Source organism: Streptomyces sp. NBC_00086, from assembly GCF_026343255.1.
GTDB lineage: Bacteria > Actinomycetota > Actinomycetes > Streptomycetales > Streptomycetaceae > Streptomyces.
Genome location: NZ_JAPELZ010000001.1, coordinates 6,974,904 through 6,997,950 on the forward strand (window position 1 = coordinate 6,974,904; position 23,047 = coordinate 6,997,950).

General features: G+C 71.9%; 21 protein-coding genes and 1 riboswitch. Of the genes, 15 read left to right on the forward strand and 6 right to left on the reverse strand.

The window, feature by feature from the left end; genetic code table 11:
- Position 1 precedes the first annotated feature (1 nt).
- Together OG276_RS31700 and OG276_RS31705 are read left to right on the forward strand one after the other, a co-directional pair.
- On the forward strand, positions 2 to 802 hold the full coding sequence (locus OG276_RS31700; RefSeq protein ID WP_266910545.1) for a carbon-nitrogen hydrolase family protein: 801 nt from the start codon (positions 2 to 4) through the stop codon (positions 800 to 802).
- Positions 803 to 876: 74 nt separating this feature from the next.
- Entirely contained in the window at positions 877 to 2,574 is a 1,698-nt protein-coding gene (locus OG276_RS31705) for an NAD(P)/FAD-dependent oxidoreductase (RefSeq protein WP_266910547.1), read from the forward strand.
- Here the strand turns inward: OG276_RS31705 and OG276_RS31710 are convergent.
- Entirely contained in the window at positions 2,480 to 3,811 is a 1,332-nt protein-coding gene (locus OG276_RS31710) for an MFS transporter (RefSeq protein WP_266910549.1), read from the reverse strand. The genes OG276_RS31705 and OG276_RS31710 overlap by 95 nt on opposite strands.
- A gap of 135 nt (positions 3,812 to 3,946) precedes the next feature.
- Between OG276_RS31710 and OG276_RS31715 the strand changes: the two genes are divergently transcribed.
- On the forward strand, positions 3,947 to 4,969 hold the full coding sequence (locus tag OG276_RS31715) for a LysR family transcriptional regulator (RefSeq protein ID WP_266910551.1): 1,023 nt from the start codon (positions 3,947 to 3,949) through the stop codon (positions 4,967 to 4,969).
- A 19-nt stretch (positions 4,970 to 4,988) separates the two neighbouring features.
- Here the strand turns inward: OG276_RS31715 and OG276_RS31720 are convergent, their stop codons facing one another.
- The 4 genes from OG276_RS31720 to OG276_RS31735 all read right to left on the reverse strand — a co-directional run bounded on the left by OG276_RS31720 (position 4,989) and on the right by OG276_RS31735 (position 9,094).
- Positions 4,989 to 5,600: a hypothetical protein gene (locus OG276_RS31720; protein ID WP_266910553.1), complete on the reverse strand. Its 612-nt coding sequence runs from the start codon at positions 5,598 to 5,600 to the stop codon at positions 4,989 to 4,991.
- A gap of 43 nt (positions 5,601 to 5,643) precedes the next feature.
- Positions 5,644 to 6,294 (reverse strand): DUF5995 family protein, encoded by a 651-nt coding sequence (locus OG276_RS31725; RefSeq protein ID WP_250741452.1) that lies wholly within the window; start codon positions 6,292 to 6,294, stop codon positions 5,644 to 5,646.
- A 76-nt stretch (positions 6,295 to 6,370) separates the two neighbouring features.
- Positions 6,371 to 7,783: a uracil-xanthine permease family protein gene (locus tag OG276_RS31730; RefSeq protein WP_266910556.1), complete on the reverse strand. Its 1,413-nt coding sequence runs from the start codon at positions 7,781 to 7,783 to the stop codon at positions 6,371 to 6,373.
- Positions 7,784 to 7,864: 81 nt separating this feature from the next.
- Positions 7,865 to 9,094 carry an MFS transporter gene (locus tag OG276_RS31735; protein WP_266910558.1) on the reverse strand — a complete coding sequence of 410 codons (1,230 nt, stop codon included), beginning with the start codon at positions 9,092 to 9,094 and terminating at the stop codon, positions 7,865 to 7,867.
- Positions 9,095 to 9,148: 54 nt separating this feature from the next.
- On the opposite strand from OG276_RS31735, the gene OG276_RS31740 reads away from it, so the two are divergent.
- The gene (locus OG276_RS31740; protein WP_266910560.1) at positions 9,149 to 10,327 is read left to right on the forward strand and encodes an ROK family transcriptional regulator; all 1,179 of its coding nucleotides are present in this window, start codon (positions 9,149 to 9,151) and stop codon (positions 10,325 to 10,327) included.
- 145 nt (positions 10,328 to 10,472) lie between these two features.
- Here the strand turns inward: OG276_RS31740 and OG276_RS31745 are convergent, their stop codons facing one another.
- A complete protein-coding gene (locus OG276_RS31745; protein ID WP_266910562.1) occupies positions 10,473 to 12,854 on the reverse strand; it encodes a chitinase C-terminal domain-containing protein in 2,382 nt (793 codons plus the stop codon).
- Positions 12,855 to 13,303: 449 nt separating this feature from the next.
- A riboswitch (FMN riboswitch) is annotated at positions 13,304 to 13,434 on the forward strand.
- A gap of 218 nt (positions 13,435 to 13,652) precedes the next feature.
- Here OG276_RS31745 and ribD point away from each other — a divergent pair.
- From ribD to OG276_RS31800, 11 genes are all read left to right on the forward strand, one after another.
- Complete coding sequence (gene ribD, locus OG276_RS31750; RefSeq protein ID WP_266913281.1) at positions 13,653 to 14,744, forward strand: bifunctional diaminohydroxyphosphoribosylaminopyrimidine deaminase/5-amino-6-(5-phosphoribosylamino)uracil reductase RibD; 1,092 nt, start codon at positions 13,653 to 13,655, stop codon at positions 14,742 to 14,744.
- Positions 14,745 to 15,383, forward strand: a complete 639-nt coding sequence (locus tag OG276_RS31755) for a riboflavin synthase (protein ID WP_266910564.1) — start codon at positions 14,745 to 14,747, stop codon at positions 15,381 to 15,383.
- Positions 15,380 to 16,033 carry a nicotinamide mononucleotide transporter family protein gene (locus OG276_RS31760; protein ID WP_266910566.1) on the forward strand — a complete coding sequence of 218 codons (654 nt, stop codon included), beginning with the start codon at positions 15,380 to 15,382 and terminating at the stop codon, positions 16,031 to 16,033. The genes OG276_RS31755 and OG276_RS31760 overlap by 4 nt, the downstream gene beginning before the upstream one ends.
- Complete coding sequence (locus OG276_RS31765) at positions 16,030 to 17,331, forward strand: bifunctional 3,4-dihydroxy-2-butanone-4-phosphate synthase/GTP cyclohydrolase II (protein WP_266910568.1); 1,302 nt, start codon at positions 16,030 to 16,032, stop codon at positions 17,329 to 17,331. The genes OG276_RS31760 and OG276_RS31765 overlap by 4 nt, the downstream gene beginning before the upstream one ends.
- A gap of 76 nt (positions 17,332 to 17,407) precedes the next feature.
- Complete coding sequence (gene ribH, locus OG276_RS31770; RefSeq protein WP_266910570.1) at positions 17,408 to 17,899, forward strand: 6,7-dimethyl-8-ribityllumazine synthase; 492 nt, start codon at positions 17,408 to 17,410, stop codon at positions 17,897 to 17,899.
- A gap of 28 nt (positions 17,900 to 17,927) precedes the next feature.
- The gene (locus OG276_RS31775; protein WP_266910572.1) at positions 17,928 to 18,206 is read left to right on the forward strand and encodes a phosphoribosyl-ATP diphosphatase; all 279 of its coding nucleotides are present in this window, start codon (positions 17,928 to 17,930) and stop codon (positions 18,204 to 18,206) included.
- A gap of 121 nt (positions 18,207 to 18,327) precedes the next feature.
- Complete coding sequence (gene hisG, locus OG276_RS31780; protein WP_266910574.1) at positions 18,328 to 19,176, forward strand: ATP phosphoribosyltransferase; 849 nt, start codon at positions 18,328 to 18,330, stop codon at positions 19,174 to 19,176.
- 57 nt (positions 19,177 to 19,233) lie between these two features.
- Positions 19,234 to 19,698 (forward strand): PH domain-containing protein, encoded by a 465-nt coding sequence (locus OG276_RS31785; protein WP_266910576.1) that lies wholly within the window; start codon positions 19,234 to 19,236, stop codon positions 19,696 to 19,698.
- A 200-nt stretch (positions 19,699 to 19,898) separates the two neighbouring features.
- A complete protein-coding gene (locus tag OG276_RS31790; protein WP_266910578.1) occupies positions 19,899 to 21,308 on the forward strand; it encodes a hemolysin family protein in 1,410 nt (469 codons plus the stop codon).
- A complete protein-coding gene (locus OG276_RS31795; RefSeq protein ID WP_266910580.1) occupies positions 21,305 to 22,384 on the forward strand; it encodes a hemolysin family protein in 1,080 nt (359 codons plus the stop codon). The genes OG276_RS31790 and OG276_RS31795 overlap by 4 nt, the downstream gene beginning before the upstream one ends.
- A 112-nt stretch (positions 22,385 to 22,496) precedes the next feature.
- The gene (locus tag OG276_RS31800) at positions 22,497 to 23,033 is read left to right on the forward strand and encodes a hypothetical protein (protein ID WP_266910582.1); all 537 of its coding nucleotides are present in this window, start codon (positions 22,497 to 22,499) and stop codon (positions 23,031 to 23,033) included.
- Positions 23,034 to 23,047 lie beyond the last annotated feature (14 nt).

The window sequence follows — 23,047 nt, forward strand, 5'->3', positions numbered from 1 at the left end:
CATGCCCCCGCTGCGCACCGCCCTCCTCCAGAGTTCCGGACGGCTCGGCGACACCGCCGACAACCTGAAGGCGCTCGAAGAGGCCGCGGCACGCGCCGCACAGGCGGGGGCCGGGCTCCTCGTGACCTCGGAGATGTTCCTGACCGGCTACGCGCTGGAGATCGAGGACATCGCGCGGCTCGCCGAACCGGCCGACGGCATGTCCGCCCGCGCCATCGGCGAGATCGCCCGCCGCCACGGGCTGGCCGTGCTCTACGGCTACCCCGAGCGGGACGGCGACGCCGTCTACAACGCGGCGCAGCTCGTCGGCGCCGACGGGGAGCGGCTGGCGAACTACCGCAAGACCCACCTCTTCGGCTGCTTCGAGCAGGCGGCCTTCACCCCCGGCGACACCCCGGTGGTCCAGGCGGACCTCGGCGGCCTGCGCGTCGGCGTGATGATCTGCTACGACGTGGAGTTCCCCGAGAACGTCCGGGCGCACGCGCTGGCCGGCACCGACCTCCTCCTGGTGCCGACCGCGCAGATGCACCCGTTCCAGTTCGTCGCCGAACAGCTGGTCCCCGTACGGGCCTTCGAGAACCAGATGTACATCGCGTACGTCAACCGCACCGGCCCGGAAGGCGAGTTCGAGTTCGTCGGCCTCAGCTGCCTGGCCAGTCCCGACGGGGTCACCCGGACCCGGGCCGGCCGCGGCGAGGAGCTGGTGTTCGGCGAGGCCGACCCCGAGCTGCTGCGCGTCTCGCGCGAGACCAACCCGTACCTGCGCGACCGGCGGCCCGGTCTGTACGCCTCGCTCGTCTGACCGCGGCCCGCGAACCGCCGCCGCTCCCCCTGCTTGCCCTTCCCCCTGCCCCACCCCGCTAGGAGTCGTACCCCATGACGTCCACGGTGCCCACCACCGCCGTCCCGCACAGCGACGGATCGATGCCGATCACGATGTTCGGACCGGACTTCCCCTACGCGTACGACGACTTCCTCGCCCACCCGGCGGGCCTCGGGCAGATACCGGCGACCGAGCACGGCACCGAAGTCGCCGTCATCGGCGGCGGGCTGTCCGGCATCATCTCCGCGTACGAGCTGATGAAGATGGGCCTCAAGCCCGTCGTCTACGAAGCCGACCAGATCGGCGGCCGGCTGCGCACCGTGGGCTTCGAGGGCGCGGGCACCGAGGAGCTGACCGCGGAGATGGGCGCCATGCGCTTCCCGCCGTCCTCCACGGCCCTCCAGCACTACATCGACCTCGTCGGCCTGGTCACCGAGCCCTTCCCGAACCCCCTCGCCGAGTCCACCCCCTCGACGGTCGTCGACCTCAAGGGCGAGACCCACTACGCCGAGACCATCGCCGACCTCCCGCAGGTCTACCGCGACGTGTCCGCCGCGTGGAATGCCTGCCTGGACGAGGGCGCCGACTTCTCCGACATGAACACCGCCATGCGCGAGCGGGACGTCCCGCGCATCCGGGAGATCTGGGCGAAGCTCGTCGAGAAGCTCGACGACGAGACCTTCTACGGGTTCCTCTGCAAGTCCGAGGCCTTCAAGTCCTTCCGCAAGCGCGAGATCTTCGGCCAGGTCGGCTTCGGCACGGGCGGCTGGGACACCGACTTCCCGAACTCCATCCTGGAGATCCTGCGCGTCGTCTACACCGAGGCCGACGACCACCACCGCGGCATCGTGGGCGGCTCGCAGCAGCTCCCGCTGCGCATGTGGGACCGCGAGCCCGAGAAGATCGTGCACTGGGCCCAGGGCACCTCCCTCTCCTCCCTGCACGGCGGCGCCCCGCGCCCGGCGGTCACCCGCCTGCACCGCACGGCGGGCAACCGCATCACGGTCACGGACGCCACCGGTGACATCCGCACGTACCGCGCCGCGATCTTCACGGCCCAGTCCTGGATGCTGCTCTCGAAGATCGCGTGCGACGACACGCTCTTCCCGATCGACCACTGGACGGCGATCGAACGCACCCACTACATGGAGAGCTCCAAGCTCTTCATCCCGGTGGACCGTCCGTTCTGGCTGGACAAGGACGAGGAGACGGGCCGCGACGTCATGTCGATGACCCTGACCGACCGCATGACCCGCGGCACGTACCTCCTGGACAACGGTCCCGACAAGCCGGCCGTCATCTGCCTGTCCTACACCTGGTGCGACGACAGCCTGAAGTGGCTGCCGCTGTCCGCGAACGAGCGGATGGAGGTCATGCTCAAGTCCCTCGGCGAGATCTACCCGAAGGTCGACATCCGCCGCCACATCATCGGCAACCCGGTGACCGTGTCCTGGGAGAACGAGCCCTACTTCATGGGCGCGTTCAAGGCCAACCTGCCGGGCCACTACCGCTACCAGCGCCGCCTGTTCACCCACTTCATGCAGGACAGCCTCCCCGAGGACAAGCGCGGCATCTTCCTCGCGGGCGACGACATCTCCTGGACGGCGGGCTGGGCGGAGGGCGCGGTCCAGACGGCCCTCAACGCCGTCTGGGGCGTCATGCACCACCTCGGCGGCTCCACGGACTCCACGAACCCCGGCCCGGGCGACGTCTACGACGAGATCGCCCCGGTCGAACTCCCGGAGGACTGACCCCGGCGTGCGCCGCCGCTCCTGAAGCCGGAACCGCCTTCAGGAGCAGGGCGGGGGTGATCAGCATGAGGAGACCGGCCACGGCGATCGCGGTGCGGGGGCCGGCGAAACCCGCCAGCACGCCCCACAGCCCCGTCATGGCCGCGATCGTCGCCTTGCCGGTCACCGACCACGCCGTCAGGGTGCGGGCGATCCGGTCCGCGGGCGTCCGGTCGAGCCGGTAGGCGGCGAACACCGGATTGAACACGCCCATGCACGTGATCAGCCCGAACTCGACCACGATGACCAGTACGAGCCCGATCGCGCCCGGCCGGACGAAGGCCAGACCGGCCGACCAGCACGCCCGCAGCGTCCCGGCGGCGAGCAGGACCCTGCGCCGCCCGTACCGGGCGACGAGCCGCCGGGCCAGCCGGGCGCCGATGACGCCCCCGACACAGGGCAGGCCGAACGCGAGGCCGTACTGCCAGGGGGCGAACCCGAGCGGGCCGAGCATGAGCACGGCGAGCAGGGGCAGGGTCGCCATGATCAGGCCGCTGACCAGGACCGTGTTGAAGAACAGGGGACGCAGCGTCGGGTGGGCCAGGATGAACCGCCACCCGTCGAGCAGATCGCCGGGACGGAACCGGGCCCGCTCGGCTCCGGTGCGCACGGGGCGCTGCTCGCCGCCGCCGATCGCACGGATCCCCGCGGCCGAGAGCAGATAGCTGACCGCATCGGCCGTCACGGTCGTCACCGGTCCGAACAGCCCGATCGCGGCCGTGCCGACCGGCGGTCCGATCAGGGTGGCGGTCCAGTTCGTCGACTCGAACCGTCCGTTCGCGACGAGCAGGTCCTGCGCCGGCACCAGCGCCTTCAGGTACGCGCCACCGGCCGCGCCGAAGGCGATGTCGGCCGCGCCCACGACGACGGACACCACCAGCAGCTGGACGAAACCGAGCAGACCGAGTGCGTACGCGGCGGGGACGCTCATCAGCGCCACGAACCGGATCAGGTCCATCGCGACCATCACCGGCCTCTTGCGGCGAAACTCCACCCACGGCCCGAGCGGCACCGCCACCGCGGCCCCCACCGCGAGCCCCGTGGCGGCCAGCACCGACACCTGGACCGGCCCGGCGTGCAGCACCAGGATCGCGATCAGCGCGAACGCGTCGAACGCGAGCCGCGTACCGAACGTGCTGACCCCGTACGCCGCCCACAGCCACCCGAACCGTCGGCCAAGAGACCTCCTGCCCGCCATGGTCAGCGCCCCCTTGATATCCAGGTGAACAAACCCGCGTTGTCTCGAAAGAGCTAAGCGAGCAGGGCGGCGCCAGGTCAAACAACCAATGCGTCGACGGTCCACAACCATCAGTTGTGCACTAACGTGGTCGGCGTGGATCTCGAAGCCGTACGCACCTTCGTCGCCGTCGCCGACACGGGCCAGTTCCAGGAAGCCGCCGCCGACCTGGCGATCACCCAGCAGGCCGTCTCCAAGCGCATCGCCGTCCTGGAGAAGAGCCTCGGTGTACGGCTCTTCGTCCGCGCGGCGCGCGGCACCGAGCTCACCATCGACGGGCAGGCCTTCCTGCCCCACGCGCGCGAGCTGCTGCGTGTTGCCGAGCGCGCGGTCTCCTCCGTGCTCACCGGCCGCCGTCCGCTGCGCGTCGACGTGCTCAACTCGCGCGGCGCGGGGTCGGGCCTGATGCGGGGCTTCCACCGCGCACACCCCGAGATCGACCTCGACGTGCTGATGATGTTCGACATCGACACGGCCGTCGCCGCCATCCGGTCCGGGGCGATCGACGCGTCCTTCCGCGCCGTCGCCGCGCCCGGCCGGCCCCTACCCGAGGACATCGAGTCCGTCCGGGTGCTCGACGAGCCGCTCCAATTGCTCACGGGCCCCGCCCACGCCCTGGCGCGAGCCCGGTCGGTGACCCTCACGCAGCTCGCCGGGCACCGGATCTGGATGCCCGGCATCACGCCCGGCACCGAGTGGGCCGCCTACTACGACGACCTCGTCGCCGAGTTCGGCCTCACCATCGAGGCGACGGGCCCCAACTTCGGCTCCGACGCACTCCTGGACACCATCGCCGACACACCGGCCCTGGCCACCTTCATGGGAGCGCACACCCGGCTCGTCTGGCCCGCCGGCCACGGCCTGCGCCTCATCCCGGTGACCGGCCCGGCTCCCGTCTACCCGCACTCACTGATCTGGCGCCGCGACAACCCGCACCCGGCCCTCGCCACCCTGCGCGACCACCTCGAATCCACCCGGGCCGAGGGCCCCGAGGGCACCAACGGCCCCGACCGTCCCGGCAGCGAGACGTGGACACCCGCATGGACACCCGCGTGGCCACCCCGTCGCCGGGTCCGACCGCGTACGGAAGCCGAAGCGGACGCAGGGCCGCCCCGGTGATCGCGACGCCGGCCGGCGTTCACGTCCGGGGCGGTCGCTCCCACTCCGCGTCTCCGCGCCAGACGGCCCCCCAGCGCGAGGCGCACGCGATCCGGCGGTGAAGGTCGTCGACGGCCTCGACGGTCGACGCGCCCCGCTCCACCCCGCAGTGCGCGCACAGCGCGTACACGCGGTGGCCGTCGCTCCAGCGCAGGGTGGAGTGGTCGGCCTCGCACACCGCGCAGCCCTCGCCCGGGTACTCCCGCGCCCGCAGGATCCGCGGCATCACCTCGGCCAGCGGGCCCAGCGGATGGAACTCCAGGTTCGGGCACCACACCCACGACCGCGGTTCGGGCGGCTCCGCCGGACGCAGTCCGGCCCGCTTCTGGACCCGCCGGGCCTCCTGCCAGGCCAGGATGCCCGGTACCCACACCTCCCGGGCGGCCTGGAGCTCCTCCACCGCCCGCACCAGCGAGTCGGGGTCCCGGGCCGGGTCGCGGGGGATGCCCGCACTGCCCCGCAGATGGTGGAAGGTCGCGCGGAGCCCGTACGGGGCGAACTCGGTCAGGCAGGTGCGCAGGGCCGACATCCGCCGGTGGACCGGCAGCGTGGCGTCGTGCACGCGGAGCCGGTGCGTGGCGAAGCTGGTCATGGGCCGAGCCTAGGCCGGGCCGCTCACCGTACGCACCGGGGTTTCAGCCCGTCGGGGTCAGCAGGCAGCGGCCGACCAGGCCGACCCCCGCGTCGAGGGACTCGGTGAACTCCTCCGCCAGATCGGGGGAGCGGCGCAGCGACCAGAGCAGGCGGGCCGAGGCCCAGGCGCCCGCGCGGGCCCGCTCCAGGCTCCAGGCACCGAGGAGGTGCGTGAGCGGGTCCGCGATCTCCAGCAGGTCCGGGCCCGGCATCAGGTCCTCCCGGATGTGCTCCTCCAGGGAGATCAGGGTGTCACCGACCCGGTCGAAGTCCGCTTCGAGCGCGGCCGGTTCGCAGTCGAGCGAGCGGCAGGTGGCGACCACGGCCAGCGCCAGGTCGTGGCCGATGTGCGCGTTGATCCCGGCCAGTGCGTGCTGGAGCGGCCGGATCCCGGGATGGCGGCGGTACTGGAGCAGCGGCCGCCAGCACGCCGGGGCCCGGTCGGCCTCCACCGCCGTCAGGTAGCGCTCGGCGAAGCGGACGCTGAGTGCTTCGGCCCGGCGGGGCGAGGGGAACGCGCCGTGCGCGATCCCCTCGTGCAGGGTCTGCGTCACCGTGAGGTACACCCGGTTGAAGACGGCGACGCCGTCCCGCTCGGGGAGCCGCTCGTCCAGGGCGCGCATCCGCGCCAGCACCGCTTCCATGGGGACCATGGGAGGCAGCGTCGCAGCCGCGGGCCGGGATCAGGGGAACTTGGCCGTACGCTTCCCCGGTTCGGGCGAAACTCCGTCAACCCCGCTTGTCGCCGGGCTCCCCGGCAGGGCTCCCGTCCGCCTCGTCGTACGCGGACGTGCCCGAGTCCAGCAGCGGTTCCTGCTGCTTGAGGTGCGCCGGCGCGAAGTACCGCAGTGCGTGGTAGCCCGTGATCACGACGATCGTGCCGAGCGCGATCCCGCCCAGCTCGAAGCTGTCGCTGATGTTCAGCTTGACCCCGCCGACGCCGATGATGATGCCCGCCGCGGCCGGCACCAGGTTCAGCGGATTGCGCAGGTCCACCCGGCCGTTGATCCAGATCTGGGCGCCGAGCAGGCCGATCATCCCGTACAGGATCACGGTGATCCCGCCCAGCACCCCGCCGGGGATCGCGGCGACGACCGCGCCGAACTTCGGGCACAGGCCGAAGAGGAGGGCGAAGCCGGCCGCCGCCCAGTAGGCCGCCGTGGAGTAGACGCGGGTGGCGGCCATCACGCCGATGTTCTCGGAGTACGTGGTGTTCGGCGGGCCGCCCACCGCCGTCGACAGCATCGACGCGGCGCCGTCGGCGGCGATGGCCGTGCCGAGCTTGTCGTCGAGCGGGTCGCCCGTCATCTCGCCGACGGCCTTGATGTGTCCGGCGTTCTCCGCGATCAGCGCGATGACCACCGGCAGCGCGATCAGGATCGCCGACCACTCGAAGGCCGGCGCGTGGAAGGTCGGCAGCCCGACCCAGTCGGCCTTGGCGACCCCGGACAGGTCGAGCCGCCAGTGGTCGACGGCGTCCGGCCCGCCCATCGTCGAGTGGATCTTGCCGAAGACGAGGTCGAAGACCCAGGAGATGCCGTACCCGAAGATCAGGCCGAGGAAGATCGCGATCCGCGACCAGAAGCCCCGCAGGCAGACCACGGCCAGCCCGGTGAACAGCATCGTCAGCAGGGCCGTCCACTGGTCCTGCGGCCAGTACGTGGAGGCCGTGACGGGCGCCAGGTTGAAGCCGATCAGCATCACGACGGCGCCCGTCACCACCGGCGGCATCGCCGCGTGGATGATCCGCGCACCGAACCGCTGGACCGCGAGCCCCGCCAGGAACAGGGCCGCGCCGACCACGAAGACCGCGCCCGTGACGACCGCGCTGTCCCCGCCGCTCGCCCGGATCGCCGCCGCCACGCCCACGAAGGAGAGCGAGCAGCCCAGGTACGAGGGGACCCGGCCGCGGGTCGCCAGCAGGAAGATGACGGTGGCGACACCGGACATCATGATGGCGAGGTTCGGGTCCAGCCCCATCAGGACCGGCGCCACGAAGCTGGCTCCGAACATCGCCACGACGTGCTGGGCGCCGAGCCCGGCGGTCCGCGGCCACGACAGCCGCTCGTCCGGCCGCACCACCGCGCCGGGGGCGGGGGTCCGCCCGTCTCCGTGCAGGGTCCAGCGCACGCCGAGGCCCATGTTCCACCGCTTTTCGTTCGTTCTTCGTCGTGCATCAGGAGCGTGGCCACGCTACGAGGCCGTAGGTGACCAGGCGACATATTACGGCCGGATAGCTGCAGGTTCGTCCCGGTTGGCCGCCTCCGCCGCCCCGGCGGCCCCCGCTGCCACCGGCCGCTGCCGCAGTACGGTCGCCCCCACGATCAGCGCGAACGACAGCAGCGTGACCAGCCCGAACGACACCACCAGCGAGGTCGCGTCGGCCACCGCGCCGATCGCCGACGGGGCGATCAGACCCGAGGTGTATGTGATCGTCGCGACACCGGCGATGGCCTGCGCCGGCGCCGGACCGCTGCGCGCGGCCGCCGCGAAGGCCAGCGGGACCACCACCGCGATGCCGAGCCCGATCAGCCCGAACCCGGCCAGCGCCGCGGCCGGCTGGTGGACCGTGACCACGAGCAGCCCGCCCGCGGTGGCGAGCGCGCCGCCCGCACGGACCGTGCGCACGGCCCCGAACCGGTCCACGACCTTGTCCCCGACGAGCCGGGCGAGCGCCATCGTCAGCGCGAAGGCGGTGGTCGAGGCGGCCGCGAGACCGGCGTCCGTGTGCAGCACGTCCCGCAGGTACACCGCGGACCAGTCCAGGCTCGCGCCCTCCGCGAAGACCGCGCAGAAGCCGATCGCGCCGATGAACAGCGCCGACTTCGGGGGCAGCGCGAAGTGCGGCGGCGCCTCCTCCCCGGCGGTGTCGGTGCGCAGGTCCAGGACGCCCCGTACGGCGATCAGCCCGGCCAGCGTCAGGGCGAGCGCGGCGATCAGGTGGTGCAGACGGGCATCGGCGCCCGCGTGCGCGGCGACCGTGCCGGCGGCCGAGCCGATCAGGGCGCCCACGCTCCACATGCCGTGCAGCGAGGACATGATCGAGCGCTTCAGCCGGTTCTCGGTCTCCACGCCCAGCGCGTTCATCGCCACGTCCGACATGCCCGCGGTCGCCCCGTAGACGAAGAGCACGAAGCAGAGCGTCCACAGGTTCGGGGCGAGGCTCGGGAGGATGAGGGCGAGCGTCCACAGGCTCAGCAGCATCCGCAGGGCGGTGCGCGCGCCGAACCGGTGGTTGATGCGGCCGGCCAGCGGCATCGTGAGCGCCGCGCCGAGCGCGGGGAAGGCGAGGGCCAGGCCCAGGGTGCCCGCGCTGAGCTGCGCGTGCTCCTGGATCCAGGGGATGCGGGTCGCGAAGGAGCCGGTGACCGCGCCGTGTGCGCAGAAGACGCCGGCGATGGCGAAGCGGGCATGGCGCAGTCGCGCCGGGCTGAGGTCGGTTTCCCCGGTCATGACACGTAAACTATCAGGGACCCTGCCTGATAGTTAAGCCCCGGAACTCCTAGGATGGGCGCCGTGACTCCTGCCAAGGCGCTGACCGCCACCACCCGCGCCGCGTCCCCCGCTCCGTCCCCCGCCTCGCCGAGCACGGCCCGGGCCATCAACGACCGGCTCGCCCTCCAGCTCCTGCAGGAGGAGGGCCCGCTGACGGCCCCCCAGCTCAAGGAGCTGACCGGCCTGTCCCGTCCCTCCGTCGCCGACCTGGTGGAACGCCTCACCGGAGCCGGACTGATCGAGGTCGTCGGGGAATCCGGCGAACAGCGGCGCGGACCCAACGCCAAGCTCTACGGGATCGTGGCGCGGCGGGCCTACCTCGCGGCGCTCGACGTACGGACGGACAGCGCCACGGCGGTCGTCGCCGACCTCCTCGGCCGGCCGCTGGCGCAGGCGGCCCTGCCCGTGGACGCCGTGGAGGAAGCGGTGGACCGGCTGGAGGAACTCGCCCGGCAGGCGGGCGCCGACCGGCTCCACACGGTGGTGATCGGAGCGCCCGGGCTGGTGGCCCCCGGCACCGGAGAGCTCCGCGACAGCGCCGGACTGCCCGCCTGGCACCGGGACCTGGTGGCGGCGCTGCAGCGGCGGCTGCCCGCGGTGGTCGTCGTGGAGAACGAGACCAACCTGGCGGCCCTGGCCGAACAGCGCGTCGGGGCGGCCCGGGACCTGGAGTCCTTCGTGCTGCTCTGGCTCGGCGAAGGGGCCGGTGCCGCCGTGGTCCTGGACGGGCGGCTGCGCCGGGGCGCCTCCGGCGGGGCGGGGGAGATCGGCTTCCTGCCGGTGCCCGGGACGGGCGGCCTCCCCTCCGCCACGAATTGCGAGGGCGGCTTCCACGAGCTGGCGGGGCGGGCCGGGGTGGCCGCGCTCGCAGCGGCCCACGGCTTCGACGGGCCGGTCGAGGAGGCCGTCGCGGGCGCCGCCGGACCGGCCTTCCTCGACGCCCTGGCCGACCGGCTGGCCCTCGGGGCGGCGGCCGTCGCCGCGATCCTGGACCCCGGCTGCGTCGTGCTCGGCGGGGCGCTCGGCCGCGCGGGCGGACCCGCCCTGGCGGCCAGGGTCGCCCGCCGCCTCACCGCCCTGAGCCCGGTCCCGACCGAGGTCCGCGCCAGCACCCTCGGCGACCCGGCGGTGCTCACGGGGGCGCGGCTGGCGGCCCGGGAGTCGGCGCAGTCCGTCCTGTTCGCGGCCTGAGGGCCGCGGCCCGGTGTCGGCCGGCCCCGCGAGCGGCCGGGAACCGCGCGCCGGGGAACGCGAGGACCCGGTGGCCGCCGGGCCACCGGGTCCTCACGTCACTTCACGTCACGTCACTTCACCTACGCGGTCACCCCGAGGGGTGTCAGCAGGCGCCCTGGTCCTTCCAGACGCCCCACTCACCGGTGGTGCCGGGCTCCTCGTTCTGCGTCCACCACTGGGCCTTCCAGTTGCGGCCCTTGTGGGAGACGAGGTTGCCGCTGTTGTAGACCGTGCCCGCCACGTACGCGGGGTTGGTGCACGTACCGCCCGGAGGGGTGGTGGGCGGCGTGGTCGGGGGAGTGGTCGGCGGGGTGGTGGGCGGCGTGGTCGGGGGAGTCGTCGGCGGGGTCGTGGGCGGCGTGGTGCTGCCCGGCTGGACCACGGTGGTGCCGCGGGCCAGGTCACCGGCGAGCGCGTACGTCGTGCCGGAGATGTTCACCGTCCAGTTGGAAGGCGTCGAGACCGGCAGGTAGTAGTTGAAGGCCAGGTCGACCGAGGCGCCCGGAGCGAGCGTCTGCCAGGCCGGGAGCTTCAGCGAGACCCGGTGGAAGTCGCCCTTCAGACCGCCGACGTTGCTGCCGGTGTGGTCGCTCTTGATCACCTTGGTGCCGAAGCCCGACTGGTCGGAGGCGTTGGCCGGAGACGCGGTCGAGTAGTCGAACTGGAACTCCGTGCCGCCCGGCAGGGTGGCCGTGGTGTTGTTGGTGATCTTGAGCTTCGGGGTGATCGGGTAGTTCGAGTCGCCGAGCTTGAACTCGGTGAACTCCGTCTTGATGTCCACGGCCTGCGTCGGCAGCGCGGTGTTGGACTTCTTGGCGCCGTACGGGGAGGCGGCCTTGAACTTGTCGTACATCAGGGAGGTCAGCGTGTCGCCGATCTCGTACTGGCCCTTGGTGGCGTTCCAGGCGTAGTCGCCCGCCATCTCCCAGACCATCGTGCCGCCGATGCCGCGGTCGATCACGTAGTCGGCCTTGGCCGCCACCGACTGCTCGTCCTCCGTGGAGAGGAAGACCTTCTTCTGCGCGTTCCACAGCCACGGCGCGACCAGGGTCGAGTCGTACTTGCGGGCGTAGGTGCCGGTCAGCGTGGTGTTCGCGGGGAAGCCGTACTTGGTGACGTAGTCGCCGACGATCCCCTTCTCCAGGTTCTTGGCGTGCCACATCGGGTTGGAACCGGCCGGCGACTCGACGCCGTTGGTGTCCTTGTCGTGCCACAGGTTGTCGATGCCGACCGCGCCGTCACCGCACTTGGTCAGGCCCGCGCCGGCCGGGCAGGTGGTCGCGGAGGCCTTGCCCCACAGACCGTCGGTGCCGCCCTGGACGTTCTTGTGGCCGCGGGTGTAGTACGGCAGGCCGATGTTGATGCGGCCGGCCGGCATGGAGCCGCGGAAGTAGTGGTAGGCCCAGTCGGTGTTGAGGTAGCCGATGTTCCCGTACTGGGAGCTGCCGTAGACGTTCGCGGCGGCGAGCTCGGCGTCCTTGCCGTCGTCGAAGAGCGAGGCGTTGGGGCCCACGTACTCGTTCCACGCACCGTGCAGGTCGTAGGACATGATGTTGACGTAGTCCAGGTACTTCTGCATCTGGAACGTCTCCATGCCGCGCAGCAGGTAGCCGGAGGAGGGGGCGGCGACGGTCACCAGGTAGTGCTTGCCGTCGGCGGCGCCGGCCCGGTCCAGCTTCTCGCGCAGGGTCTTCATCAGGGCGTCGTAGCCCTTGACCAGACCGGCGCGGCGGGCGTTGGCCAGCTGCCAGTCCAGCGGGTTGCCCGCGTCCTTCATGGTGGTCGGGTACTCGTAGTCGATGTCGACGCCGTTGAACCCGTACTTGCGGATGAACTCGACCGAGGAGTCCGCGAAGGTGTTGATGCCGGCCTGGTTGACCGAGCCGTCGGCGTTGGTGGCCATCGAGTAGAAGCCGCCCGACGCGACGCGGTTGCCGTCGTCGCCGAAGTAGCCGCCGGTCTCCGCCCAGCCGCCGACCGAGATCAGCGTCTTGACGTTCGGGTACTGCTTCTTGAATTTGTTCAGCAGGTTGAAATTGCCCTTGTAAGGGAGGGCGGGGTCCATCTCGGCGCCCGCGACTCCCGGCCAGGTCATCCCGGTGGCGGAGTTGTTCGCGTTGTCGGCACCGACGGAGATCTTGTTGTCGCTGCCCACGTGGGCGAAGGCGTAGTTGAGGTGCGTGACCTTGGACCACGGGATGTTGTGGGGCAGGTAGGCGGGCGTGCCGTCCTTGCCCGTGCGCCAGCCCGTGAAGTAGCCGATGACGCGGCGCTGGTGGTCGGCGCCCATCTTCTCGCGGCCCTCGGTGTCGTACACCGAGCAGTACGGGACGTCCACGCCCGCGGTCTTGTACAGACCGTCGGGGCGACAGGACTCGTTGTCGGCGGCGTGCGAGACGCCCGCCGAGAGCCCGGCCACCAGCAGACCGGCGATTGCGGCGCCGGACGTCAGGAGCATGGCTCTCGTCTTGGTGGGGGACAGCATTGTGCCTCCTGGGGAGGGGAGGATGGCAGGACACAACAGGCTGGAACGTGGTGCGTGTTGGCCCGTGACGTGCGCACATCTGACGGGCTGTCTCCCGGGGAAGATGAAGGGAACGTTAAGAGGACTAGACCAACCCGTCAATAGGTCTGGACCAAAGTGCGCGATCCGGCAAGTCCTGGCGCGGGTGTGCGCGTCGGTGCGAACTGGGGTGTGTGCGTCGATATGGGCGGGGTGTGCGCGTCGCCATGGGTGTGGGTGCGCGCGTCACCGCGGGTGGGGGTGTGCGCGTCACCACGGGTGGAGGTGCGTGCGTCGCTGCGGATGGGGAGCGAATCGGCCGAACGGCGCAATCGACGCGCTCAAGAACGACCGAACGTGTGACCCAGGCCACATTGACTCACCCGCATGGCCGCCGATCACCCGTGGCACACTGGCTTCAGTACCAGTAGCAGCGCACTCCGGGGTCGGTGTAATTCCGAACCGGCGGTTATAGTCCGCGACCCGTCCGCAGCCAGCGGCCGGTTGACCAGGTGAAATTCCTGGACCGACGGTTAAAGTCCGGATGGGAGGCAGTGCGCGGCGGGCCAGTCACCGGTACGCCGCCGTCGGCGGTCCACCGGCACATCCCTCGGGACGTGTCGTCGAACGGACCGTGTTTTCCGGCCTCGGCGTCCCCGCGTGTGCTACCCGCTTCATCTGTCGTATCCCGACAGGCCCCGGAGTCCGTGCCCGATGAGGCAGGAGGACCCGGTGGCGACACACGCCGCGCACGCAGCACCCGACGCGGGCACCCGCGCCATGCGCCGAGCCATCGAGCTCGCCGCCCGCGGACTCGGCTCCACCAGCCCCAACCCGGTCGTCGGCTGCGTCATCACCGACGCCTCGGGCGCCGTCGTGGGCGAAGGCTGGCACGAGCGGGCCGGCGGCCCGCACGCCGAGATCCACGCCCTGAACGCGGCGGGCCCGGCGGCCAGGGGCGGCACCGCCTACGTCACCCTCGAACCCTGTAACCACACCGGCCGTACGGGACCCTGCGCGCAAGCCCTCATCGCCGCCGGGATCGCCCGCGTGGTCTACGCCGTCTCCGACCCGAACCCGCAGGCCAGCGGTGGCGGAGCCACCCTGCGCGCCGCCGGGATCGACACCGCGGCCGGGCTGCTCGCCGAGGAGGCCGAGGCGGGCAACGCCGCCTGGCTGACCTCCGTACGCCTGGGGCGCCCGTACATCCTGTGGAAGTACGCCGCGACCCTCGACGGCCGCATCGCGGCCGCCGACGGCACCAGCCGCTGGATCAGCTCCCCCGAGTCCCGCGCCGACGTCCACCGGCTGCGCGCCGAGTCCGACGCCGTGGTCGTGGGATCCGGCACCCTGCGCGCCGACGACCCGCACCTCGCGGTCCGGGGGATCGACGGTTTCACCGCCGCCCACCAGCCCCTGCGCGTGGTCCTGGACACCCACGCCACCATCCGGCCCACCGCCCGTGTCCTGGACGAAGCCGCGCCCACCCTGATCGCCGTCGCCGAGGATGCGGACACCCGCCACCTCGCCGGAGTGGAGCTGGCCCGGCTCCCGTACGACAAGTACGGGATCTCCGTGGACGCCCTGCTGCGCGAGCTGTACGGGCGCGGCATCCGCTCCGTCCTCCTCGAAGGCGGCCCCACCCTGGCCGGCGCCTTCGTCGCCGCCGGGGCCGTCGACAAGGTCATCGGCTACCTGGCCCCCGTCCTCCTCGGCGCGGGCCCCCTCGCCCTCGCCGACGCCGGCATCGGCACCCTCGCCGACGCGCTCCGGCTCCGGATCACCGAAACCGTCCGCATCGGCACGGACATCCGCGTCACCGCCGTCCCCGCGTCGGCCCCCTCCGCCCCCACAGCCCTCAAGGAGCACTGAGTGTTCACCGGAATCGTCGAAGAACTGGGCGAGGTCGTCGCCGTCGAGGAGCTCGCGGAAGCCTCCCGCTTCCGCCTGCGCGGCCCGGTCGTCACCGTGGACGCCAAGCACGGGGACTCCATCGCCGTGAACGGCGTCTGCCTGACGGTCGTGGAGACCGGCGACGGCGAGTTCACCGCCGACGTCATGCAGGAGACCCTGAACCGCTCCAGCCTCGGAGCCCTCACCCAGGGCTCCCGGGTCAACCTGGAGCGCCCGATGGAGCTCGGCGGACGGCTCGGCGGCCACCTGGTCCAGGGGCACGTGGACGGAACCGGCGAGATTGTCTCGCGGACCCCCTCCGAGCACTGGGAGATCGTCAAGGTCGCCCTCCCGGAGAACCTCTCGCGCTACGTCGTCGAGAAGGGCTCCATCACGGTCGACGGCGTCAGCCTCACCGTGGTCGAGGCCGCCGCCGACTGGTTCACCATCAGCCTGATCCCCACCACCCTCGCGCTGACCACCCTGGGCATCAAGAAGCCCGGCGACCCGGTCAACCTGGAGGTCGACGTCCTGGCGAAGTACGTCGAGCGCCTGCTGGCCGCCGGGGTCACGCCCCTGGCCTCGAACGTGCTCCACACCACGGGGGAGTCGAAGTGAGCGCCCTGACCTGGCTCAACACCGAGGCCTTCGAGGTCTTCGACCAGAAGGTCATCTGGTCCGACATGATCGGCAACCTGATCGGCCTGGGCGCCCTCGCGCTCGGCTGGCGGCGCTCCATATGGACCTGGCCTGCCCAGCTCCTCTCCGGCCTGATCCTCGTCGGCGCCTACGCCTCCGCGCACCTCTCCGGCGGGGTCGGCAAGCAGCTCCTCGTCATCGGCGTGGCCGCGTGGGGCTGGCGCGCCTGGCAGCGCGGCAAGCAGGACGCTCAGGACGGCTCCATCGCCGTCCGCACCGCATCCTGGAAGGAGCGCGGCCTCCTGCTGGGCGGCGCGGTGGCCGGCACCCTGGCCGTCGGCGGCCTGTTCAGCCTCTACCCGAGCCTGTCGTGGAGCCCGTGGGCCGACGCCTACATCTTCGTCGGCACCATCGTCGCGATGGTCGCCCAGGCCCGCGGCCTGGTCGAGTTCTGGTTCGCCTGGCTCCTCGTCGACCTGGTCGGCGTACCCCTCGCCTTCAACAGCGGACTGGCCTTCTCCGGCCTCGTCTACGTCGTGTACTTCGCCCTCGTCGTCTGGGGCGCCTACGACTGGTACCAGCGCTCGCGCACCACCACCGCCCCGGCTCTGGAAGGAGCAACGGCATGACCTCCCCGAACCCCGTCCTGAAGCCCGTGCCCGGCGTCGAGCAGGAGACGTTCCGGCTCGACCCCGTCGAGCAGGCCATCCGCGACATCGCGGCCGGCCGCCCGGTGGTCGTCGTCGACGACGAGGACCGCGAGAACGAGGGCGACCTCGTCATCGCGGCCGAGAAGGCCACCCCCGAGATCATCGCCTTCATGATGAGCGAGTGCCGCGGCCTGATCTGCGCGCCCCTGGAGGGCGACGAGCTGGAGCGGCTCGAACTCCCGCAGATGGTCCAGCACAACACCGAATCGATGCAGACCGCCTTCACCGTCTCCGTCGACGCGAGCGGCGCCCACGGAGTCACCACCGGCATCTCGGCCGCCGACCGCGCCACCACCCTGCGGCTGCTGGCCGACGGGGTCTCGGGCCCGGGCGACTTCGTCCGCCCCGGGCACGTCTTCCCGCTGCGCGCCAAGCCCGGCGGCGTCCTGGCCCGCAACGGCCACACCGAGGCCGCCGTCGACCTCGCCCGCCTCGCGGGCCTGCGCCCGGCCGGCGCCATCGTGGAGATCGCCGGCGAGGACGGGGTGATGCTGCGGCTGCCCGAGCTGATCCCCTTCGCCCGCAAGCACGGCCTGACGATCATCTCCATCGAGGACCTGATCGCCTACCGCCGCTCCGCCGAGCCGACCGTGCGCCGTGAGGCCCAGGTCAGCCTGCCGACCTCCTTCGGCCAGTTCACCGCGTACGGGTTCCGCTCCACCGTCGACGGGGTCGAGCACGTCGCCCTCGTCCACGGCGAGATCGGCGACGGCGAGGACGTCCTGGTCCGGATGCACTCCGAGTGCCTGACCGGGGACATCTTCCAGTCGCAGCGCTGCGACTGCGGCCCCCAGCTGCACACCGCCATGCAGCGGGTCCAGGCGGCCGGCCGCGGTGTGATCGTCTACCTGCGCGGCCACGAGGGCCGCGGCATCGGCCTGCTGTCGAAGCTGCGCGCGTACGAGCTCCAGGAGCGCGGCCGCGACACCCTCGACGCCAACCTGGAGCTGGGCCTGCCCGCCGACGCCCGCGACTACGGGGCCGGCGCGCAGATGCTCGCCGACCTCGGCGTCCACAGCGTCCGGCTGCTGACCAACAACCCCGAGAAGTCGGCGGCCCTCATCAGCCACGGCATCAAGGTTTCCGACCGGGAGCCGATGCCCATGGAGGCGGGCGAGCACAACCTGCGCTACCTGCGCACCAAGCGGGACCGGATGGGCCACGACCTGCCCTGGCTGGACGGGGCAGTGACCACGTCCGCCTGCGGCAACCAGTAACCGGCAACACCATCCCCGAGCACCACCCCACACCACACCACCCCACACCACACGAATCGCAACGAGGAGCAGAGCTGTGAGCGGCAAGGGCGCACCCGAACTGAGCGTGAAGAACTGCGGAGACCTGCGCGTCGCCGTGATCGCGGCCCAGTGGCACGAGAAGGTCATGGACGGCCTGGTGGACGGCGCCCTGCGGGCCCTGCACGAGCTGGGGATCGACGAGCCCACCCTGCTGCGGGTCCCGGGCAGCTTCGAGCTCCCGGTCGTGGCCAAGGTACTGGCCGGTCGCGGTTACGATGCCATCGTCGCCCTCGGCGTGGTCATCCGCGGCGGCACCCCGCACTTCGACTACGTCTGCCAGGGCGTCACCCAGGGCCTGGTACAGGTGTCGATCGACACCGGAGTCCCCGTCGGCTTCGGCGTACTGACCTGCGACAACGACGAGCAGGCGCTGGACCGCGCCGGGCTCGAGGGGTCGAACGAGGACAAGGGGCACGAAGCGGTCACCGCCGCCGTCTCCACCGCCATGATCCTGCGGGCCGTCACGAACCCTGGCGCCAGCAGGTAGTCGCCGACCCCGTATTCTGAGGACCATCATGGCGAACAAAACCCCCAAGAGCTTCGAAGAGCTCTTCACCGAGCTCCAGCTCAAGGCCAACGGTGACCCCGGCACCTCCCGCACCGCCGAGCTGGTCGGCAAGGGCGTCCATGCCATCGGCAAGAAGGTCGTCGAGGAGGCCGCCGAGGTCTGGATGGCCGCCGAGTACGAGGGCAAGGAAGCCGCCGCCGAGGAGATCTCCCAGCTGCTCTACCACGTCCAGGTGATGATGGTGGCGCGCGGGATCACCCTCGAAGACGTCTACGCGCACCTCTAGGCCGCAGCGGTTCACAGGCCGCGGCAAGTCCGCGCGGCCCCGGCACAGGCTGCCGGGGCGTCCGCGCGCCCCGCACACGTACCAGCACACCCTTTCGCACCTACGCACCAAAGGAAGCCCCATGCTGCGCATCGCCGTCCCCAACAAGGGTTCACTCTCCGGACCGGCGTCGGCGATGCTCCATGAGGCCGGCTACCGGATGCGCAAGGAGTCCAAGGAGCTCGTGGTCGTCGACCCCGACAACGAGGTGGAGTTCTTCTACCTCCGCCCCAAGGACATCGCGATCTACGTGTCCTCCGGGAAGCTCGACATCGGCATCACCGGCCGCGACCTGCTGCTCGACTCCGGCGCCAGCGCCGAGGAGATCCTGCCGCTGAACTTCGGCCGCTCCACCTTCCGCTACGCCACCATCCCCGGCACCGCGAAGGGCCCCGAGGACTTCCACGGGATGACCATCGCGACCTCGTACGAGGGAATCGTCGCGAAGCACCTCGCCGACCAGGGCATCGAGGCCTCCGTCGTCCACCTCGACGGCGCGGTCGAGACCGCCATCCAGCTCGGCGTCGCCCAGATCATCGCCGACGTCGTCGAGACCGGCACCAGCCTGCGCAACGCCGGACTGGAGGTCATCGGCGAGCCGATCATGACCTCCGAGGCCGTCGTCATCCGCGGCAACGGCACCGACCCCGAGGACCCGCGCGCGCAGCAGTTCCTGCGCCGCCTCCAGGGCGTCCTGGTCGCCCGCAGCTACGTGATGATGGACTACGACTGCCGCGCCGAGCACCTGGAGCGCGCGGTCGCCCTCACCCCGGGCCTGGAGTCGCCGACCGTCTCCCCGCTGCACAACGAGGGCTGGGTCGCCGTCCGCGCCATGGTCCCCGCCAAGGAGGCCCAGCGGATCATGGACGACCTGTACGAGCTCGGCGCGCGGGCGATCCTCACCACCTCGATCCACGCCTGCCGCCTCTGACGGGTCCGCCTCGCGCACCTTTCTTCATCCGGCACCACCCGAAGGCATCTGACGAACATGGCCGACGCCACCGCCCAGCCCGCACCGCCCGCCCTGCCGGTCACCTTCCGGCCGACCCGCACCCGGGCCGTCCTGCTGGGCGTGGGCGCCGCCATGTTCGTCACGATCACGGCGATCGCCCTGGTCCTCGAAACCCTGCACCCCGGTGAGCGGATCGCCTTCGTCTTCACCGCGGCCCTGCTCTCCTCCGTCCTCGTCCTGCTCAGCCGCCCCAAGGTGGTCGCCGACGAGACCGGAGTCACGGTCGTCAACCTCACCACCACCCGCCGCCTGGAGTGGGCGCAGATCCTGCGCGTCAACCTCCGCCCCGGCGACGCCTGGGTGTTCCTCGACCTGAGCGACGGCACCAGCCTGCCCGCCCTCGGCATCCAGCCCGGGGTCGCCAAGGCCCAGGCGATCGGCGACGCCCGCGCCCTGCGCGCCCTGGCCGAAGCCCACGGAACCGGCTCAAAGAACGACTGAGCCCGTCCGGCCTCGTCGCTGCGTCCCATTGCGGCTGCGATCTCAATGACTAACCTGGTGTGGGGGCGCGACCGTGCGCCCTCCCACCGGCCCCGGGACCCCGAGGCCCGTGGGCACCTGCGACTCGAGGAGTGACTCCCTCCAGCAATGGACGGATCGTCCGGTAGTACACGCGCCGCCCTCCCCACGGAGGCGGCGGCATGACCATCCCGCTACTCCTGCTCGTGGCGGCATTCGCCCTGATCCTCGCCAACGGTTTCTTCGTGGCAGCCGAATTCGGCCTCGTCACCGTCGAGAGACCCGAGGCCGAACGCGCCGCGGCCGAGGGCGACCGCCGTGCACGCACGGTCGTCGCAGCCCTGCGGGAGCTGTCCTTCCAGCTCTCCGGCACCCAGCTCGGCATCACCATCACCTCCCTCGTGGTCGGCATGCTCGCCGAGCCCGCCCTCGCCGCCCTGCTGGCCGGGCCGCTCGAAGCGACCGGCCTCCCCAAGGGCGCCGTACCCGGCGCGGCCGTCGTCATCGGCATGCTGCTCGCCTCCGCCGTCCAGATGGTCGTCGGCGAGCTCGTCCCGAAGAACTGGGCCGTCTCCCGGCCGCTGCAGGTCGCCCGTTTCGTGGCCGGCCCGCAGCACGTCTTCTCCCGGGTCTTCCGGCCGGTCATCGCCGGCCTCAACGCCGTCGCCAACCGGCTCGTCCGGGCGCTCGGCGTGGAGCCCACCGAAGAGATGGCCTCCGCCCGCACCCCCGGCGAACTGGTCTCCCTGGTCCGCCACTCGGCCCAGGCCGGCGCCCTGGAACAGGACACCGCCGACCTCTTCGTACGGACCATCTCGCTGGGCGAGCTCACGGCGCAGCTGGTCATGACCCCCCGGGTCAAGGTCAGCGCCCTCCAGCACACGGCCACCGCGGCCGACGTGCTCAACCTGACCCGCGCCACGGGCCTGTCCCGCTTCCCCGTCTACCGCGAGCGCATCGACGAGATCACCGGGGTCGTCCACCTCAAGGACGCCCTCGCCGTGCCCGAGTCCGAGCGCGCCCGCACCAGCGTCAGCGGGATCTGCGTGGCCCCGCTGCTGGTGCCCGGCTCCCTGCCGGTGCAGCCGCTGCTGGAACGGCTGCGCAGCGAACAGCCCATGGCCGTGGTCGTCGACGAGTACGGCGGCACCGCCGGCGTCGTCACCCTGGAGGACATCGTGGAGGAGCTCGTCGGCGAAGTCCGCGACGAGCACGACTTCGCGGAGGACGGCAGCCCCGAACTGGCCGCCGTACCCGCCGAGGACGGCCGCCCCTCCTGGGAGGCCGACGGGAGCTGCCGCGTGCAGACCCTGCGCCGGATAGGCCTGGAGGTCCCCGAAGGCCCCTACGAGACCGTCGCCGGGCTCGTCGCCGACCTGCTCGGCCGCATCCCCGCCCCCGGGGACCGCGCCGAACTGCCCGGCTGGAAGCTCTCCGTGCGCCAGGTCCGCCGCTACCGCGCCGAGCGGGTCCGCCTCGTGCGCACCGCCCCCGCGGGCCCCGGCGCACCGGGCTCCGACGGGCAGGGCTTCTACGGATTCGGCCCCGACGCCGCCGCCCCCGCCGAGCTGGCACAGGTGGGTGGCCGGTGAACGCGCTCCAACTGCTGTTCGCCCTGCTCCTCGTCCTGGCCAACGGCTTCTTCGTCGGCGCCGAGTTCGCCCTCGTGTCCGTCCGCCGCAGCCAGATCGAACCCCTGGCCGTCGACTCCAAGCGGGCCCGCCAGGTGCTCCACGGCCTGGAGAACCTGCCGCGCATGATGGCCGCCGCACAGTTCGGCATCACCATGTGCTCGCTCACCCTCGGAGCCGTCGCCGAGCCCACCGTGGCCCGGCTCCTGGAGCCCGTCTTCCACGCCGCCCACGTGCCCGAAGGGCTGATCCACCCGCTGGGCTACGCGGTGGCCCTCACCGCGGTGATCTTCCTGCACCTGGTCATCGGCGAGATGGTCCCCAAGAACCTCGCCATGGCCGCCCCCGAGAAGACGGCCCTGTGGTTCAGCCCCGGACTGGTCGCCTTCGCGCGGGTCTGCGGACCGGTGACCACGGCGCTGGGCGCCTGCGCCACGCTGATCCTGAGGCTCTTCAAGGTGGAGCCCAAGGACGAGGTCGAGGCCGTCTACACCTCCGCCCAGCTCGGCCGCCTGCTCAAGGACTCGCGGCAGGCCGGTCTCCTGGAGCCGGTGGAACAGGAGCGCCTGGAGGACGCGCTGGAACTGGGCAGCCGCCCGGTCACCGACGTCCTCCTCGCCCCGGACCGGCTGGTCACGGTCGGCCCGGCCGTCACCCCGCGCCAGATCGAGCAGCTCACGGTCCGCACCGGGTACTCCCGCTTCCCCGTCCGCGCGGACAGCGGTGCCTTCATGGGCTACCTGCACGTGAAGGACGTCCTGGACCTGGAAGACCGGGAACGGGCCGTGCCCCAGCGGGTCTGGCGCCGCATGACCACGGTCTGCTCCACGCTCCCGCTGGACGACGCCCTGACGGTGATGCGCCGCGACGCCACCCATCTGGCGCAGGTCGCGGATCCCTCGGGCCGGGTCCTCGGCCTGGTCGCCATGGAGGACGTCCTGGAAACGCTGGTCGGCGAGGTGCGCGACCCCGCGCACCGCACGGCACCGCACGCCCGCAGGACCGAACCCCGCTCGGAGGGGGCGCTCACCGGCTGACGCCGTCGCCGCACCGGCGCCGGACCCGTCGCAAGACGGGTCCGGCGGCCGCGCCGGGCCGCCATACTCGCGGTGCGGTGCGGTGCGGTGCGGCGTGGGAGGGGGCGGGGTCATGCGGTCCGACGAACGGGACGAACGCGGCGAGCGCGACGAGCACGGCGGGTCTACTGGGTCTACTGGGTCTACTGGGTCTACGGGGGCCGGTGGGTCCGGCGGGCGTGACGAGTCCGGCGGGCACCGGGACCCGGAGCTCCGGGACACGGCCCGCGCGGTGCTGGACCTGCTGAGGGAGGACCTCGACGCACCCTCCCCGGTGGCGCGCCGACTGCGCGAGGTGATCCTCGACGGGCTGCCGGCCGAACGGGTGGCCGTCGTCGCCGCCTTCGAACGCGAACCCTTCGCACCGGCCGCGGCCCTGGCCTTCGAATCGGTCCTGTGGGAACGCGCGGCGGCGGACCCGGAGTTCGCGGACCGCGTCCGGGCCCTGCTGCAAGGCAGGCTCGGCGACGTCGAGGCGGACGAGCGGTGGGCCGAGCAGTACGGCGGACGGCCCCTGTGGGCGGGCTGGATCTTCATCGCGGCGGGTTTCGCCTTCCTGGTCCTCTCCGCCTTCGCGGCCTGCGCCGGCCCGCCGCCGGACATTCCGTAGCGCGCACGGCGTTG

Bases quoted from the DNA above. Each gene is read 5' to 3' on its own strand.
- OG276_RS31700 (WP_266910545.1), top strand. From the start codon at position 2: ATGCCCCCGCTGCGCACCGCCCTCCTCCAGAGTTCCGGACGGCTCGGC.
- OG276_RS31705 (WP_266910547.1), top strand. From the start codon at position 877: ATGACGTCCACGGTGCCCACCACCGCCGTCCCGCACAGCGACGGATCG.
- OG276_RS31710 (WP_266910549.1), bottom strand. From the start codon at position 3,811: ATGGCGGGCAGGAGGTCTCTTGGCCGACGGTTCGGGTGGCTGTGGGCG.
- OG276_RS31720 (WP_266910553.1), bottom strand. From the start codon at position 5,600: ATGACCAGCTTCGCCACGCACCGGCTCCGCGTGCACGACGCCACGCTG.
- OG276_RS31725 (WP_250741452.1), bottom strand. From the start codon at position 6,294: ATGGTCCCCATGGAAGCGGTGCTGGCGCGGATGCGCGCCCTGGACGAG.
- OG276_RS31730 (WP_266910556.1), bottom strand. From the start codon at position 7,783: ATGGGCCTCGGCGTGCGCTGGACCCTGCACGGAGACGGGCGGACCCCC.
- OG276_RS31735 (WP_266910558.1), bottom strand. From the start codon at position 9,094: ATGACCGGGGAAACCGACCTCAGCCCGGCGCGACTGCGCCATGCCCGC.
- OG276_RS31740 (WP_266910560.1), top strand. From the start codon at position 9,149: ATGGGCGCCGTGACTCCTGCCAAGGCGCTGACCGCCACCACCCGCGCC.
- OG276_RS31745 (WP_266910562.1), bottom strand. From the start codon at position 12,854: ATGCTGTCCCCCACCAAGACGAGAGCCATGCTCCTGACGTCCGGCGCC.
- ribD (WP_266913281.1), top strand. From the start codon at position 13,653: ATGCGCCGAGCCATCGAGCTCGCCGCCCGCGGACTCGGCTCCACCAGC.
- OG276_RS31765 (WP_266910568.1), top strand. From the start codon at position 16,030: ATGACCTCCCCGAACCCCGTCCTGAAGCCCGTGCCCGGCGTCGAGCAG.
- OG276_RS31775 (WP_266910572.1), top strand. From the start codon at position 17,928: ATGGCGAACAAAACCCCCAAGAGCTTCGAAGAGCTCTTCACCGAGCTC.
- hisG (WP_266910574.1), top strand. From the start codon at position 18,328: ATGCTGCGCATCGCCGTCCCCAACAAGGGTTCACTCTCCGGACCGGCG.
- OG276_RS31785 (WP_266910576.1), top strand. From the start codon at position 19,234: ATGGCCGACGCCACCGCCCAGCCCGCACCGCCCGCCCTGCCGGTCACC.
- OG276_RS31790 (WP_266910578.1), top strand. From the start codon at position 19,899: ATGACCATCCCGCTACTCCTGCTCGTGGCGGCATTCGCCCTGATCCTC.
- OG276_RS31800 (WP_266910582.1), top strand. From the start codon at position 22,497: ATGCGGTCCGACGAACGGGACGAACGCGGCGAGCGCGACGAGCACGGC.